The organism is Limnomicrobium aquaticum, from assembly GCF_040545545.1.
GTDB lineage: Bacteria > Pseudomonadota > Alphaproteobacteria > Rhizobiales > Rhizobiaceae > Ensifer_A > Ensifer_A aquaticum.
The window spans coordinates 196,130-211,968 of record NZ_JBEPMB010000001.1; the positions used below are offsets into that span (position 1 = coordinate 196,130).

Annotated in this window: 19 protein-coding genes; 13 read left to right on the forward strand and 6 right to left on the reverse strand. The window is 60.4% G+C overall.

Going from position 1 to position 15,839, the window contains the following annotated elements; all coding sequences use genetic code 11:
- Positions 1 to 92: 92 nt before the first annotated feature.
- The 6 genes from ABID16_RS00935 to ABID16_RS00960 are packed head-to-tail and all read right to left on the reverse strand — an operon-like array spanning position 93 to position 4,638.
- On the reverse strand, positions 93 to 455 hold the full coding sequence (locus ABID16_RS00935; protein ID WP_354554300.1) for a DUF6867 family protein: 363 nt from the start codon (positions 453 to 455) through the stop codon (positions 93 to 95).
- Positions 456 to 477: 22 nt separating this feature from the next.
- Positions 478 to 1,206: an ABC transporter ATP-binding protein gene (locus ABID16_RS00940; protein WP_354554305.1), complete on the reverse strand. Its 729-nt coding sequence runs from the start codon at positions 1,204 to 1,206 to the stop codon at positions 478 to 480.
- Positions 1,206 to 2,072, reverse strand: a complete 867-nt coding sequence (locus ABID16_RS00945) for an ABC transporter ATP-binding protein (RefSeq protein WP_354554309.1) — start codon at positions 2,070 to 2,072, stop codon at positions 1,206 to 1,208. The genes ABID16_RS00940 and ABID16_RS00945 overlap by 1 nt, the downstream gene beginning before the upstream one ends.
- A complete protein-coding gene (gene livM / locus ABID16_RS00950) occupies positions 2,072 to 3,457 on the reverse strand; it encodes a high-affinity branched-chain amino acid ABC transporter permease LivM (RefSeq protein WP_354554313.1) in 1,386 nt (461 codons plus the stop codon). The genes ABID16_RS00945 and livM overlap by 1 nt, the downstream gene beginning before the upstream one ends.
- 4 nt (positions 3,458 to 3,461) lie before the next feature.
- Positions 3,462 to 4,364 (reverse strand): branched-chain amino acid ABC transporter permease, encoded by a 903-nt coding sequence (locus ABID16_RS00955; protein WP_354554317.1) that lies wholly within the window; start codon positions 4,362 to 4,364, stop codon positions 3,462 to 3,464.
- A gap of 49 nt (positions 4,365 to 4,413) precedes the next feature.
- Positions 4,414 to 4,638, reverse strand: coding sequence for a hypothetical protein (locus tag ABID16_RS00960; RefSeq protein ID WP_354554321.1), 225 nt, complete (start codon positions 4,636 to 4,638; stop codon positions 4,414 to 4,416).
- A 197-nt stretch (positions 4,639 to 4,835) separates the two neighbouring features.
- On the opposite strand from ABID16_RS00960, the gene urtA reads away from it, so the two are divergent.
- From urtA to ureC, 13 genes are all read left to right on the forward strand, one after another.
- Positions 4,836 to 6,122: an urea ABC transporter substrate-binding protein gene (gene urtA / locus ABID16_RS00965; RefSeq protein WP_354554325.1), complete on the forward strand. Its 1,287-nt coding sequence runs from the start codon at positions 4,836 to 4,838 to the stop codon at positions 6,120 to 6,122.
- 142 nt (positions 6,123 to 6,264) lie between these two features.
- Positions 6,265 to 7,836, forward strand: a complete 1,572-nt coding sequence (gene urtB / locus ABID16_RS00970; protein WP_435532375.1) for an urea ABC transporter permease subunit UrtB — start codon at positions 6,265 to 6,267, stop codon at positions 7,834 to 7,836.
- Positions 7,833 to 8,987: an urea ABC transporter permease subunit UrtC gene (urtC, locus tag ABID16_RS00975; RefSeq protein WP_354554335.1), complete on the forward strand. Its 1,155-nt coding sequence runs from the start codon at positions 7,833 to 7,835 to the stop codon at positions 8,985 to 8,987. The genes urtB and urtC overlap by 4 nt, the downstream gene beginning before the upstream one ends.
- Positions 8,988 to 8,992: 5 nt before the next feature.
- Positions 8,993 to 9,745: an urea ABC transporter ATP-binding protein UrtD gene (gene urtD, locus ABID16_RS00980; protein ID WP_112628320.1), complete on the forward strand. Its 753-nt coding sequence runs from the start codon at positions 8,993 to 8,995 to the stop codon at positions 9,743 to 9,745.
- A 1-nt stretch (position 9,746) separates the two neighbouring features.
- Positions 9,747 to 10,442 (forward strand): urea ABC transporter ATP-binding subunit UrtE, encoded by a 696-nt coding sequence (gene urtE / locus ABID16_RS00985; protein ID WP_354554340.1) that lies wholly within the window; start codon positions 9,747 to 9,749, stop codon positions 10,440 to 10,442.
- 125 nt (positions 10,443 to 10,567) lie between these two features.
- Complete coding sequence (locus ABID16_RS00990) at positions 10,568 to 11,392, forward strand: urease accessory protein UreD (RefSeq protein WP_354554344.1); 825 nt, start codon at positions 10,568 to 10,570, stop codon at positions 11,390 to 11,392.
- 25 nt (positions 11,393 to 11,417) lie between these two features.
- Positions 11,418 to 11,720: an urease subunit gamma gene (locus ABID16_RS00995; protein ID WP_354554347.1), complete on the forward strand. Its 303-nt coding sequence runs from the start codon at positions 11,418 to 11,420 to the stop codon at positions 11,718 to 11,720.
- A gap of 76 nt (positions 11,721 to 11,796) precedes the next feature.
- A complete protein-coding gene (locus tag ABID16_RS01000; protein ID WP_354554351.1) occupies positions 11,797 to 12,102 on the forward strand; it encodes an urease subunit beta in 306 nt (101 codons plus the stop codon).
- Between the two features lie 40 nt (positions 12,103 to 12,142).
- Positions 12,143 to 12,553 (forward strand): lysozyme inhibitor LprI family protein, encoded by a 411-nt coding sequence (locus ABID16_RS01005; protein WP_354554356.1) that lies wholly within the window; start codon positions 12,143 to 12,145, stop codon positions 12,551 to 12,553.
- A gap of 2 nt (positions 12,554 to 12,555) precedes the next feature.
- The gene (locus ABID16_RS01010; protein WP_354554360.1) at positions 12,556 to 12,972 is read left to right on the forward strand and encodes a lysozyme inhibitor LprI family protein; all 417 of its coding nucleotides are present in this window, start codon (positions 12,556 to 12,558) and stop codon (positions 12,970 to 12,972) included.
- 19 nt (positions 12,973 to 12,991) lie between these two features.
- Positions 12,992 to 13,450: a lysozyme inhibitor LprI family protein gene (locus ABID16_RS01015; protein ID WP_354554365.1), complete on the forward strand. Its 459-nt coding sequence runs from the start codon at positions 12,992 to 12,994 to the stop codon at positions 13,448 to 13,450.
- A gap of 4 nt (positions 13,451 to 13,454) precedes the next feature.
- Positions 13,455 to 14,081 carry a glycosyltransferase family 29 protein gene (locus ABID16_RS01020; RefSeq protein WP_354554370.1) on the forward strand — a complete coding sequence of 209 codons (627 nt, stop codon included), beginning with the start codon at positions 13,455 to 13,457 and terminating at the stop codon, positions 14,079 to 14,081.
- A 23-nt stretch (positions 14,082 to 14,104) separates the two neighbouring features.
- Positions 14,105 to 15,817, forward strand: coding sequence for an urease subunit alpha (gene ureC / locus ABID16_RS01025; RefSeq protein WP_354554372.1), 1,713 nt, complete (start codon positions 14,105 to 14,107; stop codon positions 15,815 to 15,817).
- Positions 15,818 to 15,839: the final 22 nt, after the last annotated feature.

Below are 15,839 nucleotides of genomic sequence, written 5' to 3' on the forward strand. Positions count from 1 at the left end.
TCAGTTTATTGATTCGCCGATGCAATACCCACCAAAGATCGCACCGGCTATTTAAGAAGCGAGAGTGGAACACCCTGCCTCCGTCCCTCTGGTCAGGCCTTGTCCTTCCATGAGAAAGGCGAGGCCTTTTCATAAAGCCAGTAGTAGGCGTTCACCATCTGATTGGTCCGCGTGTAGCGGTAGCCAGCGGTAGAGAACACCAAAAGTACAACGAAGTCCATGACATAAAACAAGACAGCGTTGCCGTAGAACATCGGGCCGTTGAACAGCGCGTGATGGATGAAACGAACGGCCACGGCGAGCAGAAGCGTGTAGATCACGACCGCCGGATAATTCTTCCAGCTCTGCGATGCGCCCTTGCCGGACATCCATGCCGTCCAGAAGCACAAGAGCATCACGACAAAGCGGATGACCATGTGAACGGTATCGTCGGTTTCGAAAAACAACCCTTGCATGATTACTCTCCCTTGCCCGACATCAATGCGCCCCGCCTTCCAGATAGGCCGCGCGGACCTCCGGATTGGCGAGAAGTTCAGCGCCCGAGCCGCTCATCGTGATCGAACCGTTCACCAGAACATAGGCGCGATGCGAAAGCTTCAGCGCGGCAAAGGCGTTCTGTTCCACGAGGAAGACGGTGAGGCCCTGCTGCTCGTTCAGAAGCTTGATCGCGGCGAAGATCTGTTTGGAGACCAGCGGCGCGAGACCGAGCGACGGTTCGTCCAGCATCAGCAGCTTCGGACGGGCCATCAGCGCGCGTGCAATCGCCAGCATCTGCTGTTCGCCGCCCGAGAGCGTGCCGCCGCGCTGGAACTGGCGTTCCTTGAGGCGCGGGAAGAGGGTGAACATCTTCTCCACGTCTTCCTGGAAGAACTTCTGGTTATCCAGGCTCGCGCCCATCTGCAGATTTTCATAGACCGTCATGCGCGGGAAGATGCGGCGGCCTTCCGGCGACTGGGCAATCCTGAGCCGTGCAATGTGGTGCGTCGGCATGCGGGTGATGTCCTGACCGTCGAATAACACCTTGCCGGTGCGCGCCTGCGGGCTGCCGCAGATGGTCATCATGAGCGTGGACTTGCCGGCACCATTGGCGCCGATGAGGCTGACGATTTCGCCCTTCTTCACCTCGACATCGACGCCTGCCAGCGCACGGATGTTTCCGTAGAAGGTTTCGACGCCTTCGACCTTGAGCAATGTTTCAGCGGTCATCAGTTCGCGCCCTCTTCGACTTCATGACGGACCGTCTCGACTTCATCGTCGTCGACGCCGAGATAGGCTGCGATGACGCGAGGGTCGTTCTTCACATGGGCGGGGTCGCCGTCGGAGATCTTCTGGCCATATTCCAGCACGACGACGTGGTCGGAGATTTCCATGACGACGGACATGTCGTGTTCGATGAGGAGCAGCGATGTACCGTTGTCGGCGCGGATCGATCGCAGGAGCTTGTTGAGTTCCTGCGATTCGCGCGGGTTGAGACCGGCAGCAGGCTCATCAAGGCAGAGCAGTTCCGGGCCTGTGCACATGGCGCGCGCGATTTCCAGACGACGCTGTGCGCCGTAGGGGAGGTCGCCGGCCGGGTCGTCGGCGCGGTCGATGAGGCTCGCCTTCTCCAGCCAGTAGCGTGCCTTTTCGACCGCTTCCTTGCTCGCATCCTTGTAGGTCTTGAAGCCGAGGAGGCCGAGAACCGTGTAGCCCGAGGCCTTCATCAGCGCATTATGCTGCGCGACGAGCAGGTTTTCCAGAAGCGTCAGGCCTGAGAAGAGCCGGATGTTCTGGAAGGTGCGGGCGACCTTGGCGTCACGGGTGACTTCGAAATCGGCCATGCGCTCGAGATAGAAGGACTTGCCGCCCTTCTGCTGCATGGAAATCATGCCCATCGTCGGCTTGTAGAAGCCGGTGATGCAGTTGAACACGGTGGTTTTGCCGGCGCCGTTCGGGCCGATGAGGGCCGTGATCTCGCCGCGGCGAACTTCGAAGGAGAGGTCGTTGATGGCCATGAGGCCGCCGAAGCGCATCGACAGATGCTCGACCTTCAGGATTGCGTCATTGTTCATGGTAGATGCCACTGCGCTCATCAGCCGTGTCCTTCCTTGGTGAAGGAGCCGGATACGGCCTTGCGCTCGAAGAGGAAGGCTGTGGGTTCGCGACTGCCGACGAAACCGCGGGGTCTCACCAGCATCATGATGATCATGGCGAGGCCGAAGATCAGCATGCGGTAGAGTTCCGGCGTGAAGTCGGGACCGAAGACAGCTTTGAGGAAGTCCATCTCACGCAGCAGTTCCGTGCCGCCAACCATGGCGATGGCCGCAACGGCGATGCCTGTCAGCGAGCCCATGCCACCGAGAACCACCATCGACAGGATGACGGCCGATTCGAGGAAGACGAAGGATTCCGGCGAGACGAAGCCCTGGCGTGCCGCAAAGAACGAGCCGGCGAAGCCGCCGAACATCGCGCCGATGGCAAAGGCCGTCAGCTTCGTCGTCACCGTGTTGATGCCGAGCGACCGGCAGGCGATTTCGTCTTCACGCAGCGCTTCCCAAGCCCGGCCGATGGGCAGGCGGCGCAGGCGAATGGTCACGAAGGCCGTCAGCAGGCAGAGCAGCAGGATGAGATAGAAGAGGAAAACCTTGTAGTATGCAGAGGACGGCGCAAGATGGAACATCTTGGCGAAACCGTTCGGCGAGGCATCGAAGGGAATGCCGAAGAGGGTGATCTTCGGAATGCCGGAGATGCCGAACGTGCCCTTGGTCACATCCTGCCAGTTGATGAGAACCAGGCGGATGATTTCCCCGAAGGCCAGCGTCACGATGGCGAGGTAGTCGCCCTTGAGCCGCAGCACGGGGAAGCCGAGGATGATGCCCCAGAAGGCCGAGAGAATGCCGGCGAGCGGCAGCAGGATCCAGAACGAGAAGCCGAAATTGATCGACAGCAGCGCGTAGGAATAGGCGCCCACAGCGTAGAAGGCGACATAGCCGAGATCGAGCAGGCCGGCGAGACCGACGACGATGTTGAGACCCCAGGCCAGCATCACGTAGATGAGAATCTGGATGCCGAAGTTGTCGATATATTTAAGAGACCCTTGAGCGCCGAAGAGCGACAGGATGATCGGCGGGTAGAGAACCAGCGCGAGGATGGCGAGCTTCGAGAAGTTGCGCTTCACGAAACCGGCGTCTTCATCGACCGTGGGGGCTGCCGATTTGGCAGCCTTGCTGGCGGCGCGCCACGGCTGCAGCCAGGCGACCATGGCGAAGCGGCCGACGAAGGCAATCGCAACGAGGATGGCCAGCAGGCCCCAGCGCGGGACGATGATCAGTTCGTTGCGCATGTTCTGATCGGTCTTGAGGCCGACGAACAGCACGAACATGAGGAAGGTCATCACGGCGGTGAAGGCTGCTTCGCGCAGAGCCTTCGCCGTCAGCGAACCGGTCGAAACGGTGGACGGATTGGTTACGGTTGCCATCGGATCAAACCTTTTCGACTTCCGGACGGCCCAGAAGGCCGGACGGCTTGAAGATCAGCACGAAGGCCAGGATCGCGAAGGTCGCGACGTCCTTGTAGGCGATCGTGAAATAGGCCGACCAGAGCGATTCGATGAGACCGATCAGCAGCCCGCCGATCACCGCGCCCGGCAGGGAGCCGATGCCGCCGAGAACGGCTGCGGTAAAGGCCTTGACGCCAGGCACGAAGCCGTCGGTGAAGACGATCACTCCGTAATACATCAGGAACATCGTGCCGGCGACGGCGGCAAGCGCTGCGCCCATCACGAAGGTGATGGAAATCGTGCGGTCGACGTCGATGCCGAGAAGGGCGGCCATCTTGCGGTCCTGCTCGGTGGCGCGCTGGGCGCGGCCCAGCGGCGTCTTTTCAACGATGTACCAGAAGGAGGCGAGCAGGACGACCGTGATGATCACGATGAGGATCTGCTTCAGCGAGATCGAGATGCCTTCGATCGTGTAGACCGAGTTGACCATCTGCGGGATCGGCTTGTTGCGCGGCCCTTGCGTCACCTGGATGAAGTTGGACAGTGCGATCGACACGCCGATGGCGGTGATCAGCGGCGCGAGGCGGAAGGAGCCGCGAAGCGGGCGATAGGCCACCCGCTCGATGGACCAGTTCCAAAGGCTCGTGGTCACCATCGCGACGATCAGCATACAAAGCAGCGCCACCGCAATCGGAGCACCGCCGAAAACTGTCATGATGAGGAGATAGACGATGAGGCCGGCAAAGCCGCCGAGCATGAAGATATCGCCATGGGCGAAGTTGATCATGCCGATGATGCCATAAACCATCGTATAGCCGATTGCGATCAGGCCATAGATGGAGCCAAGAGTCAGCCCGTTGATGAGCTGCTGGATGAAATACTCCATATTTTTCCCCTAGATGCCTGTTGTTCCATGCATCTTTTTATTGCGTGCCTTATTTTTGGGCCTTGGCACAGACCCTCATTCCATACCGCTTTCGATCCAAAAGGGAAGCAAAAACTTCCGGTTTTTGCGGTTCCTCACGATACCCTCCGGTACGGTTCTTGTTTTTGCCCTGCAGCATGGCTGCGACGGGCTCGAATCGAGCCGCAGAGGAGGTTTCTTTCGTTTCGTCAAGGCCGACAAAAAGCGCTTTGGACTTCTCTTGCAGCAATTTCATACGTGAGAAACCAGTTCCGATGTTGCATGCGACAAAAACTATCGGAATTGCGACGGTCCCCAGGCATGTGCGAATTTCCTGAATTGCCCCTTGTCCTACGTCAATTGACGTATGTCGCGCTGCACAATCCCGTCCGATAGTGCCCAGGCCTTGCGGCAGACCGCCGCCAACACAAATTCCAGAGGGGTTTTCGGATCATGAATTTCAAGACCAAACTCATGGGCCTGGCGCTTGCCGCCGCCATGTCATCCACTGCGATTTCCGGCGCTTTCGCCGAAGATACGATCAAGGTCGGCGTTCTCCACTCTCTGTCGGGCACGATGGCGATTTCCGAGACGACATTGAAGGACGTCATGCTCATGCTCATCGACGAGCAGAACAAGAAGGGTGGTCTTCTTGGCAAGAAGCTCGAGCCGGTCGTCGTCGATCCGGCTTCCAACTGGCCGCTGTTTGCCGAAAAGGCGCGCGAACTGATCTCCAAGGACAAGGTTGCCGCCGTGTTCGGCTGCTGGACCTCCTCGTCACGCAAGTCGGTTCTGCCGGTCTTTGAAGAGCTGAACTCGATCCTCTTCTACCCCGTTCAGTATGAAGGCGAAGAGTCCTCGCGCAACATCTTCTACACGGGTGCCGCGCCGAACCAGCAGGCCATTCCTGCCGTCGACTATCTGATGGAAAAGGAAGGCGTGAAGCGCTTCGTTCTGGAAGGCACCGACTATGTCTATCCGCAGACGACCAACAAGATCCTGAAAGCCTACCTGATCTCCAAGGGCGTCAAGGAAGACGATATCAAGATCAACTACACGCCGTTCGGCTTCTCGGACTGGCAGGCTGAAGTGGCCGCGATCAAGAAATTCGGTGGTGAAGGCAAGAAGACCGCCGTCGTTTCCACCATCAACGGCGACGCCAACGTTCCCTTCTACAAGGAACTCGGCAACCAGGGCATCAAGGCCGAAGACATCCCGGTCGTTGCCTTCTCGGTTGGCGAAGAAGAACTCTCCGGCATGGATACCAAGCCGCTGGTCGGCCATCTGGCTGCCTGGAACTACTTCCAGTCCGTGGACACGCCGATCAATGCCGAATTCATCAAGGAATGGCACGCCTATACGAAGAACGACAAGCGCACCACCAACGACCCGATGGAAGCCGCCTATATCGGCTTCAATGCCTGGGTAAAGGCCGTCGAGGCTGCCGGTACGACGGACACCGACAAGGTGCTTGACACGATCATCGGCGTCAGCGTTCCGAACCTGTCGGGCGGCTATTCGACCGTCATGCCGAACCACCACATCACCAAGCCTGTCCTGATCGGCGAAATCCAGGACAACGGCCAGTTCGACATCGTTCAGCAGACGCCGGCCGTGGTTGGCGACGAATGGTCCGACTATCTCCCGGACTCCAAGGACCTGATCTCGGATTGGCGCAAGCCGATGTCTTGCGGCAACTTCAACGTCAAGACCGGCAAGTGCGGCGGCAAGGGCTCCTGATCTTCAGCGATCGCAAATCGGAAGGCGGGCGTTTGCGCCCGCCTTCTTCCTCCTCAGCATTCCACCTGAAAATCGATTGAGGCCCATGTTCAAAGCGATCCAGACAGTCCTCGGCGCTCTCATCCTGGCCTTGTTCGTCGCCATGCCGGGTGCCATCACCGCCGCCCGTGCCGCCGAGGCGACCAGCGCGATGGTGAACGCGCTTGCGTCCGACAATTTCAAGACGATCGAAGATGCCGTCAATGCGCTTGCCGCCACCGGCGATGCTGCCGTGGTGCCCGCCCTTGAGGCGCTTGCTGATGGCGAACTCTATTTCCGCAAGGCCGACAAGCAGGCCTTCATCGTTGAGAAGTCCGGCTCCAAATTCAAGCTCATCGATCCGCTGACACAAAAGGCTGTCGGCGAGGAGGCCAAGACCGCCATCGACAAGATCAAGGTCAATAACAGCCTGCGCCGCGCCATTCGCGACGCGCTGGGCGGCTTGACGCTGCAGTCGAAGGACCGCGCCGTGCGCCTCACCGCAGCGCAGACTATCCTGAAATCGCCGAATGCCGAGGCCGTGCCGCCGCTCGACGCAGCGCTCGCCAAGGAAACCGATGGCGAGGTGAAGAAGGTGATGACGCAGGCGCGTGCCGCCTCGGTGCTTCTTTCCACGCTAGGTCCAGATGAGAAATCGAAGGCCATTGCCGAGATCCGCGCGGTCGGCGGGCAGGATTCGCTGTCGCTGCTCTCCTCCATTGCGGGCACGGTGGACGATAGTCTCAAGCCGCAGGTGGCTTCGGCGATCAAGTCCATCCAGAGCTCCCTGGAGCTGTGGAACGCCGCGCAATATGTCTGGTACGGCATTTCGCTGAGTTCGGTGCTGCTGCTGGCGGCCATCGGTCTTGCCATCACCTTCGGCGTCATGGGCATCATCAACATGGCGCATGGCGAGATGGTGATGCTGGGTGCCTATTCCACCTTTGTGGTGCAGGAAGTCATTCGCCAGAAAGCACCGGGCCTGTTCGACTGGTCGCTGGCGATTGCGCTGCCGGTCGCATTCATCGTCGCCGCCCTTGTCGGGCTTGCCATCGAACGCCTTGTGATCCGACATCTCTACGGACGTCCGCTGGAAACGCTGCTGGCCACATGGGGCATTTCGCTGATCCTGCAACAGGCTGTCCGCTCGATCTTCGGCGCGAACAACCGCGAGGTGGGGAATCCTTCGTGGATGTCCGGCGCGTTCGAGCTCGGCGGTCTGACGATCACCTGGAACCGCATGTGGATTGTCATCTTCACCCTCGGCGTCTTCTTCGCCCTGCTGACGTTGCTCAAGCGTTCGCCCATCGGCCTGCAGATGCGCGCCGTCACGCAGAACCGCCGCATGGCCTCCTCCATGGGCATTCGCACCCCCTGGGTCGATGCCATGACCTTCGCGCTCGGTTCCGGCATTGCCGGGATTGCGGGCGTGGCGCTCTCGCAGATCGACAACGTCTCGCCGAACCTCGGTCAGGGCTACATCATCGACAGCTTCATGGTCGTGGTGTTCGGCGGGGTCGGCAATCTCTGGGGGACGCTGGTCGGCGCTCTCTCGCTCGGCATCGTCAACAAGTTCCTTGAACCTTACGCGGGCGCAGTGCTCGGAAAGATCATCGTTCTCGTGCTCATCATTCTCTTCATCCAGAAAAGACCGCGCGGACTCTTCGCGCTCAAGGGAAGGGCGGTGGAAGCATGATCACCTCCTTCCTCCTGAAATCGCTCGACCGGCGCGTTTCCATCGCGATCCTTGCGCTGCTGGCGATTGCCGTCCTCGTGCCGGTCCTGAACCTCGCCTTTCCGGAATCCAGCGCGCTGCATATGCCGACCTATGTCATGCAGCTCTTCGGCAAGTATCTGAACTACGCGCTTCTGGCGCTGGCGCTCGATCTCGTGTGGGGCTTCTGCGGCATTCTTTCGCTCGGCCACGGGGCGTTCTTCGCGCTCGGCGGTTATGCGATGGGCATGTATCTCATGCGCCAGATCGGCTCGCGCGGTTCCTATGGCGACCCGGTCCTGCCCGACTTCATGGTCTTCCTGAACTGGAAGTCGCTGCCGTGGTTCTGGCATGGCTTCGACATGTTCTGGTTTGCTTGTGTCATGGTGCTTGTCGCGCCCGGCGTGCTCGCCTTCATCTTCGGCTGGTTCGCCTTCCGCTCCCGCGTCAACGGCGTCTATCTGTCGATCATCACCCAGGCCATGACCTATGCGCTGATGCTCGCCTTCTTCCGCAACGACATGGGCTTTGGCGGCAACAATGGCCTGACCGACTTCAAGGACATCCTCGGCTTCGAAGTGCAGGCCGGCTCGACGCGCGCGGTTCTCTTCTCGGCCTCGGCGATTGCGCTCGCGCTGTCGCTCCTGATCGCCTCGGGCATCGTGCGCTCCAAGGCCGGCAAGGTGCTGGTGGGTATCCGCGACGCGGAAAGCCGCACGCGCTTCCTTGGTTATCGCGTCGAAAACTACAAGCTCTTCACCTTCGTCGTTTCGGCGATGATGGCGGGTGTGGCCGGTGCGCTTTATGTGCCGCAGGTCGGTATCATCAATCCGGGCGAATTCGCGCCGGGCAATTCCATCGAAGTCGTCATCTGGACGGCGGTCGGCGGGCGCGGCACGCTGATCGGCCCGATCCTCGGCGCCATCCTCGTCAATGGCGGCAAGACGATCTTCACGGGTATCTGGCCTGAATTCTGGCTCTTCGCGCTCGGCGCACTCTTCGTCGCCGTCACGCTCTTCCTGCCCAAGGGAATCGTCGGCACCGTTGCCGAGTTCATGGCCAAGCGCAAGGCGAAGGTTGCGGCTGACAAGTCGGCCGAGACCGAGGCTGTACAACCGGAGGCTGCCCAATGAGCGACATGAAGACCTACAAGCCGAACAGCCTTCTCTATCTCGACGGCGTCTCGGTCTCCTTCGACGGCTTCAAGGCATTGAACTCGCTCTCCTTCGTGGTCGAACCCGGCGAGCTTCGGGCGATCATCGGGCCGAACGGGGCGGGGAAGACCACGATGATGGATATCATCACCGGAAAGACGCGGCCCGATAGCGGCGAAGTCTTCTTCAACGGCACGGTGGACCTGACGACCAAGGACGAGGCGGATATCGCCCAGCTCGGCATCGGCCGCAAATTCCAGAAGCCGACCGTGTTCGAAAGTCATACCGTCTGGGACAATCTGGAACTGGCGCTCAACCGCAAGCGCGGCGTTTTCGGCACGCTGTTCTACAAGCTGTCGGGCGAGGACAAGGATCGGATCGAGGAAATTCTGGCGACCGTGCGGCTGACGCATCGCAAGGACGACTTCGGCGCCAATCTCTCGCATGGGCAGAAGCAATGGCTGGAAATCGGCATGCTGCTCGCGCAGGAGCCGCAACTGCTTCTGGTCGACGAGCCGGTGGCCGGGATGACGGATGCGGAGACGGCGGAAACGGCGATCCTGCTCCGCGAAATCGCCAAGACCCGCTCCGTCGTCGTGGTCGAACACGACATGGGCTTCATCCGCGACTTGGGCGTCAAGGTGACGTGTCTCGCCGAAGGGTCGGTGCTGGCCGAAGGGTCGATCGATTTCGTGTCAAACGATCCGAAGGTGATCGAGAATTATCTGGGGCGATGACATGCTGACCGTTGAAAACGCAAACCTCCATTATGGCGCGGCGCAGGCGCTTCGCGGCGTGTCGCTGAAGGCCGAGATGGGGAAGATTACCTGTGTGCTGGGGCGCAACGGGGTGGGCAAGTCCTCGCTGCTTCGCGCCGTCACCGGCCAGCATCCGCTGTCGGGCGGCGAGATTGCCTTTCAGGGCAAGGTGCTGAACGGGCTGCCGCCTTATGCGCGGGCGAAGAGCGGGATCGGCTATGTGCCGCAGGGACGCGAGATCTTTCCGCTGCTGACGGTGAAGGAAAATCTGGAGAGCGGCTATGCGCCGCTCAAGCGGGCCGATCGGAACATTCCGGACGATATCTTCAGCCTGTTTCCGGTGCTGCAATCCATGCTCTCCAGACGAGGCGGCGACCTGTCTGGCGGGCAGCAGCAGCAGCTCGCCATCGGCCGGGCGCTGGTGACGCGGCCGAAGATCATCGTGCTGGACGAGCCGACCGAGGGCATCCAGCCGTCGATCATCAAGGATATCGGGCGGGCGCTGAAATATCTGCGCGATTCGACCGGCATGGCCATTCTGCTTGTGGAACAGTATCTCGATTTCTGCCGCGAACTGGCGGACTATGTGTATATCATGGATCGCGGCGAGATCGTTCACGAGGGGCTGGCGGAAACGCTCGACACGCAGGAGGCGCGCCGGCACCTGACGGTGTGATCACTCGCGAGATATAGTGAGTTGCGCATGCCTTTCTGTTGTCTGGTCCGGTTCTTGCTTTTTCGTGGGCGAGGCCTGGAGACAAAATCCGGCCGATCGGAAATGAGCAGCAGAGAGTGTCGGGAATGAGCGTGCAGGAAGCGGTGACAGGCCGTCCGCAAAGAGCCAAGGGAAGCGGCAGGCTTTCCGTCAAGCGCTCAGGCGGCAAGAGCCGGATCGATACGCTTTTTCAGGAAGGCTGCGCAAAAATCAGGCTTCCCGACACGTTCGACGAGACGCTGGAAGCCGTGCTGATCAATACATCCGGTGGGCTGACAGGCGGCGACCGCATTTCCTGGGCCGTCGAGGCCGAAGCCAATACCGATGTGACCGTGACCACGCAGGCCTGCGAGAAGGTCTACAAGGCGAGCGAAGGTGCGGCCGAAGTCGAGGCGGTCCTGAAAGCCGGTGAGGGGGCTCGGCTCTCCTGGCTGCCGCAGGAAACCATACTTTTCGACTATGGTCATTTGAACCGACGCCTCGATGTCGATCTCGCCTCCGATGCGGAATTCGTCGGCGTCGAGGCCGTAATCCTGGGGCGCACGGCCATGGGCGAGCTGGTCAATACCGGGCTCTTCCGCGACCGCTGGCGCATTCGCCGGGCCGGACGGCTCATCCACGCGGAAGATGCGCGGCTCGATGGCGCGGTCAACGACATTGCGAGCCTTGCTCCTGTGCTGGCCGGAAATCTAGCCTTTGCAACGCTGCTCTATTGCGGTCCTTCGACGGAAGCGCTTCTGCCTAAAATTCGGGCAGTGCTGGGCGATGCGGATGCGGGCGCGAGCCAGTGGGACGGCAAGCTGATCGTCCGGGTTGCGGCGCCCGATGGACAACGTCTTAGAAAAATCCTGAGCCCCGTCATTTCGCTCTTGCGCAACGGCGCGGCCTTGCCGAAAGTCTGGAATACCTGACGTCTTTCAATACAGCGGATTCTCCATGAACCTGACCCCACGCGAAAAAGACAAGCTTTTGATTTCCATGGCTGCCATGGTGGCGCGCCGCCGGCTGGAACGGGGCGTGAAGCTCAACCATCCAGAGGCCATCGCGCTCATCACCGACTTCGTCGTGGAAGGCGCACGCGACGGCCGGCCCGTTTCCGAACTCATGGAAGCGGGCGCGCATGTGATTACCCGCGCGCAGGTCATGGAAGGTGTAGCCGAAATGATCCACGACGTGCAGGTGGAAGCGACGTTCCCGGACGGGACGAAGCTTGTGACCGTGCATGAACCGATCCGTTAAGAGGTCTTTTGTTTTACGCAATTCCGGACGCAAAACCGCGTTGCACTTTTGCTGGAATTGCTTTGGAGAGAGAACCATGATCCCTGGCGAAATCATTGCCGCAAAAGGCGAAATCGAACTCAATGCCGGTCTTCCGGTCGTCACGATCGATGTGTCGAATGCCGGCGACCGGCCGGTGCAGGTCGGCTCGCATTATCATTTCTACGAGACCAATCCGGGCCTGAAGTTTGACCGGGACAAGGCTCGCGGCCTGCGGCTCGACATTCCGGCGGGAACGGCCGTTCGCTTCGAGCCGGGCCAGACGCGCAGCGTCAATCTGATCCCGATGGAAGGCAATCGGGAAATTTATGGCTTCCGCCAGGATGTTATGGGCAGGCTCTGAAATGTTTACGAAGTATCTACTTCCGTTTCTTGCGCCTTTGATGCTGCTCTTTGTCACCCCGGCATTTGCCGATGACGATGTCGCCTGCAATCCCGATGGCACGCAGATGGAGATGAACGCTTGTTCCTCTGATGATCTGCAGAAGGCTGACGACGAATTGAATGCCGTCTACCGCGAGGCCATGGCCTTTGCGAAGTCGGAGGATGCCAAGACCGACCCGCAGTCGGACGACGAAAGCGCTGTTGCGATCCTGAAGAAGGCGCAGCGGGAGTGGATCAGGAAGCGTGACCGCAAGTGTGGCCAACCGACTGCCGACGGCGGCTCCATGCAGTCGACGGAGATTGCCAGCTGCCGGGCCGAGCTGACCCAACAGCGCACGGAGGAGCTGCGTTCTCTGCTCGAAGATGGTCGTGCGGCCGCTGCGGATGCGGAATCGGAAGGATCGAATTGATCATGAAAACGTCTGCGCTGTGCCTTGTCCCTTTTGCGCTTCTTCTGGCGCCCCCGGTCTTTGCCGAAGACGAGATGAAGTGCAATCCGGAAGGCTCGCAGGCAGAAATGAATATCTGCGCCTGGGATGATTTTGCGAAGGCGGACAAGGAGCTGAACGCGATCTACAAGAAGGCGGTCGCATACACCAAATCGCAGGATGACAGCTATGCCGATCAACCCAACCTGAAGGGCGCGTCGGCTGCGTTGAAGAAAGCGCAGCGCGCCTGGATCGACTACCGCGACGGCCATTGCGAGGGCATCGGCTTTGGCGCGCGGGGCGGGTCGATGGAGCCGATGCTGGTGGCCGGTTGCCAGGAAGAGCTGACGAAAAAGCGAATTGCCGACCTGAAGGCGTTGATGGAAGAGGGCGATCAGTAAGATGGGTGGACCCTGCAGGATGGAAGCAGGTTGGGGTCTATTTCGCGGCTTTATGAGCAGCGCGTATTCGGTCGGCCTGGCGGCATCCCTTTTCTTCTGCTCTCAGATGTCGTCGAGCAGCGCCGGAGAAAAAGTGAAATGCAATCCGGACAAGTATTCGCAATTTGATCTGAACGTCTGCGCCGCGGAAGATATGCACAAGGCAGATGATGAGCTGAACGCGGTTTACAAGAAGGCGTTAGCGGATGCCGCGGAGCGGGATATCAACCACGCCAATCGGCCAGAACTTCGGGGGGCCGTCTCTGCGTTGAAGAGTGCCGAGCGCGCATGGATCGACTATCGCAATGGCAATTGCAAAGGGGTGGGACTTTCGGCGGAAGGCGGCTCGATGACGATGATGGTTTTTGATCAATGTGTCGCGAAAATGACCCGCAATCGGATTGAAGAGCTGAAGGTTCTTATGGACAAAGGGGCGTAAGAATATGGGCCGCCTGTTCATGGTCGTTGGCAATGGCGATATCGGTCCGCAGGCGCGGGCTGCGATTTCTGACGCGCATGCCGTGATGCGATTCAATGATTGCCGTTCGGCGGGAGAGGACGCGGAGCGCACGGATATTGTCGTTGTCTGCAATACCGGCCGGCCGGGCAAGAAGATGCTGGAAGAGCCGGCTTGGCGGGCACATCCTTCGGTCGCCGCGGCCAATGAAATCTGGTGTGTTCGCGACCCGGCCAAATTTGCCGAGATGCGCGCGCCATTGGCGGTCACCCATCCCGAGTTGGACGATTTCTGCGACGATTACACGGACGGCTTTCGTGACTACGCCGAGGCGGAAGGCAAGGGGTTCCGCATCATTCCGCGGGCGGTGCATGAGCGGCTGGATGAAGCATTGTCGGCATTTTCGCCCGCGCCCTATGTGACGCCATCGACCGGCCTTGTGACCATTGCTGACCTGATCGAGAACCGCATGGACGCCGATGATCGCATCGGCTTGGCCGGCTTCTCGCATCAGGGCTGGGACGGGCACCCCTGGGCTGCCGAAAGACAATATATCGAGCCGCTGGAGGCCCGTGGCCTCGTCACGCGGATCACCGAAACAAAACACGCATAATCCGGATCAGGAGTTTACGGCTCATGTCTTACAAAATGTCCCGCGCGGCCTATGCCGGCATGTTTGGCCCGACAACCGGCGACAAGGTTCGTCTGGCTGATACGGAACTCTTCATCGAGGTTGAGAAGGATTTCACCACCTATGGCTCTGAGGTAAAGTTCGGCGGTGGCAAGGTCATCCGCGACGGCATGGGGCAATCCCAGGTGACGCGCGCTGCGGGTGCAGTCGACACTGTCATCACCAATGCGCTGATCGTCGACCATTCCGGCATCTACAAGGCCGATATCGGCCTCAAGGACGGCCGCATTGCCGCCATCGGCAAGGCCGGCAACCCGGACACGCAGCCGGGAGTCAACATCATTGTCGGCCCCGGCACGGAAGCGATTGCCGGCGAGGGCAAGATCATCACCGCCGGCGGCATGGACAGCCACATTCACTTCATCTGCCCGCAGCAGATCGAGGAAGCGCTGATGTCGGGGCTTACCTGCATGCTCGGCGGCGGCACGGGCCCCGCGCATGGCACGCTTGCCACCACCTGCACGCCCGGTCCCTGGCACATCGCCCGCATGATCGAGGCGGCGGATGCCTTTCCGATGAACCTTGCCTTCGCCGGCAAGGGCAATGCCTCGCTGCCCGGCGCGCTCGAAGAAATGGTGCTGGCGGGTGCCTCGTCGCTGAAGCTGCATGAGGACTGGGGCACGACGCCGGGCGCGATCGATTGCTGCCTGTCGGTTGCCGACGAATATGACGTGCAGGTGATGATCCACACCGATACGCTGAACGAGTCCGGCTTCGTCGAAGACACGATTTCGGCGATCAAGGGCCGCACCATCCATGCCTTCCACACGGAAGGGGCGGGCGGCGGGCACGCGCCGGACATCATCAAGATCTGCGGCCAGCCGAATGTCATCCCGTCCTCGACCAACCCCACGCGGCCCTACACGGTCAACACGATTGCCGAGCATCTCGACATGCTGATGGTCTGCCATCACCTGTCGGCGTCGATCCCGGAAGACATCGCCTTTGCCGAAAGCCGCATCCGCAAGGAAACGATCGCGGCGGAAGATATCCTGCACGATATCGGGGCGTTCTCTATCATCTCCTCCGACAGCCAGGCCATGGGCCGCGTCGGCGAAGTGGCGATCCGCACCTGGCAGACGGCCGACAAGATGAAGCGCCAGCGGGGCGCCCTGCCGGAAGAGACCGGCGACAACGACAATTTCCGCGTCAAGCGCTACATTGCCAAATACACGATCAACCCGGCGCTGGCGCATGGCCTTTCCCATGAGATCGGCTCCATCGAGATAGGCAAGCGCGCCGATCTCGTGATCTGGAACCCGGCCTTTTTCGGTGTGAAGCCCGATATGGTGCTGATCGGCGGCACGATTGCGGCCGCCCCGATGGGCGACCCGAATGCGTCGATCCCGACGCCGCAGCCGGTGCATTACCGCCCGATGTTCGGCGCCTATGGCAAGGCGCTGACGAATTCCTCGGTCACCTTCGTCTCGCAGGCGGCACTGGATGGCGGTCTGAAGAACAGGCTCGGCACGGCGAAGAACATGATCGCCGTGAAGAACACGCGCGGCGGGCTCACCAAGGCTTCGATGATCCACAACGCGGCTATGCCGCATATTGAGGTGGACCCTGAAACATATGAAGTGCGGGCGGATGGGGTTCTGCTGACATGCGAGCCGGCGACGGTTCTGCCGATGGCGCAGCGGTATTTCCTGTTCTGATGGGGCACTCTGAGCGGGTGCC

Coding starts and splice junctions, on each gene's coding strand:
- urtA (WP_354554325.1), top strand. CDS start 4,836: ATGAATTTCAAGACCAAACTCATGGGCCTGGCGCTTGCCGCCGCCATG.
- ABID16_RS00935 (WP_354554300.1), bottom strand. CDS start 455: ATGCAAGGGTTGTTTTTCGAAACCGACGATACCGTTCACATGGTCATC.
- ABID16_RS00945 (WP_354554309.1), bottom strand. CDS start 2,072: ATGAGCGCAGTGGCATCTACCATGAACAATGACGCAATCCTGAAGGTC.
- ABID16_RS00940 (WP_354554305.1), bottom strand. CDS start 1,206: ATGACCGCTGAAACATTGCTCAAGGTCGAAGGCGTCGAAACCTTCTAC.
- urtE (WP_354554340.1), top strand. CDS start 9,747: ATGCTGACCGTTGAAAACGCAAACCTCCATTATGGCGCGGCGCAGGCG.
- ABID16_RS01005 (WP_354554356.1), top strand. CDS start 12,143: ATGCTGCTCTTTGTCACCCCGGCATTTGCCGATGACGATGTCGCCTGC.
- ABID16_RS00990 (WP_354554344.1), top strand. CDS start 10,568: ATGAGCGTGCAGGAAGCGGTGACAGGCCGTCCGCAAAGAGCCAAGGGA.
- urtD (WP_112628320.1), top strand. CDS start 8,993: ATGAAGACCTACAAGCCGAACAGCCTTCTCTATCTCGACGGCGTCTCG.
- ABID16_RS01010 (WP_354554360.1), top strand. CDS start 12,556: ATGAAAACGTCTGCGCTGTGCCTTGTCCCTTTTGCGCTTCTTCTGGCG.
- urtB (WP_435532375.1), top strand. CDS start 6,265: ATGCCGGGTGCCATCACCGCCGCCCGTGCCGCCGAGGCGACCAGCGCG.
- ABID16_RS01015 (WP_354554365.1), top strand. CDS start 12,992: ATGGAAGCAGGTTGGGGTCTATTTCGCGGCTTTATGAGCAGCGCGTAT.
- ABID16_RS01000 (WP_354554351.1), top strand. CDS start 11,797: ATGATCCCTGGCGAAATCATTGCCGCAAAAGGCGAAATCGAACTCAAT.
- ABID16_RS01020 (WP_354554370.1), top strand. CDS start 13,455: ATGGGCCGCCTGTTCATGGTCGTTGGCAATGGCGATATCGGTCCGCAG.
- livM (WP_354554313.1), bottom strand. CDS start 3,457: ATGGCAACCGTAACCAATCCGTCCACCGTTTCGACCGGTTCGCTGACG.
- urtC (WP_354554335.1), top strand. CDS start 7,833: ATGATCACCTCCTTCCTCCTGAAATCGCTCGACCGGCGCGTTTCCATC.
- ABID16_RS00955 (WP_354554317.1), bottom strand. CDS start 4,364: ATGGAGTATTTCATCCAGCAGCTCATCAACGGGCTGACTCTTGGCTCC.
- ureC (WP_354554372.1), top strand. CDS start 14,105: ATGTCTTACAAAATGTCCCGCGCGGCCTATGCCGGCATGTTTGGCCCG.
- ABID16_RS00960 (WP_354554321.1), bottom strand. CDS start 4,638: ATGAAATTGCTGCAAGAGAAGTCCAAAGCGCTTTTTGTCGGCCTTGAC.
- ABID16_RS00995 (WP_354554347.1), top strand. CDS start 11,418: ATGAACCTGACCCCACGCGAAAAAGACAAGCTTTTGATTTCCATGGCT.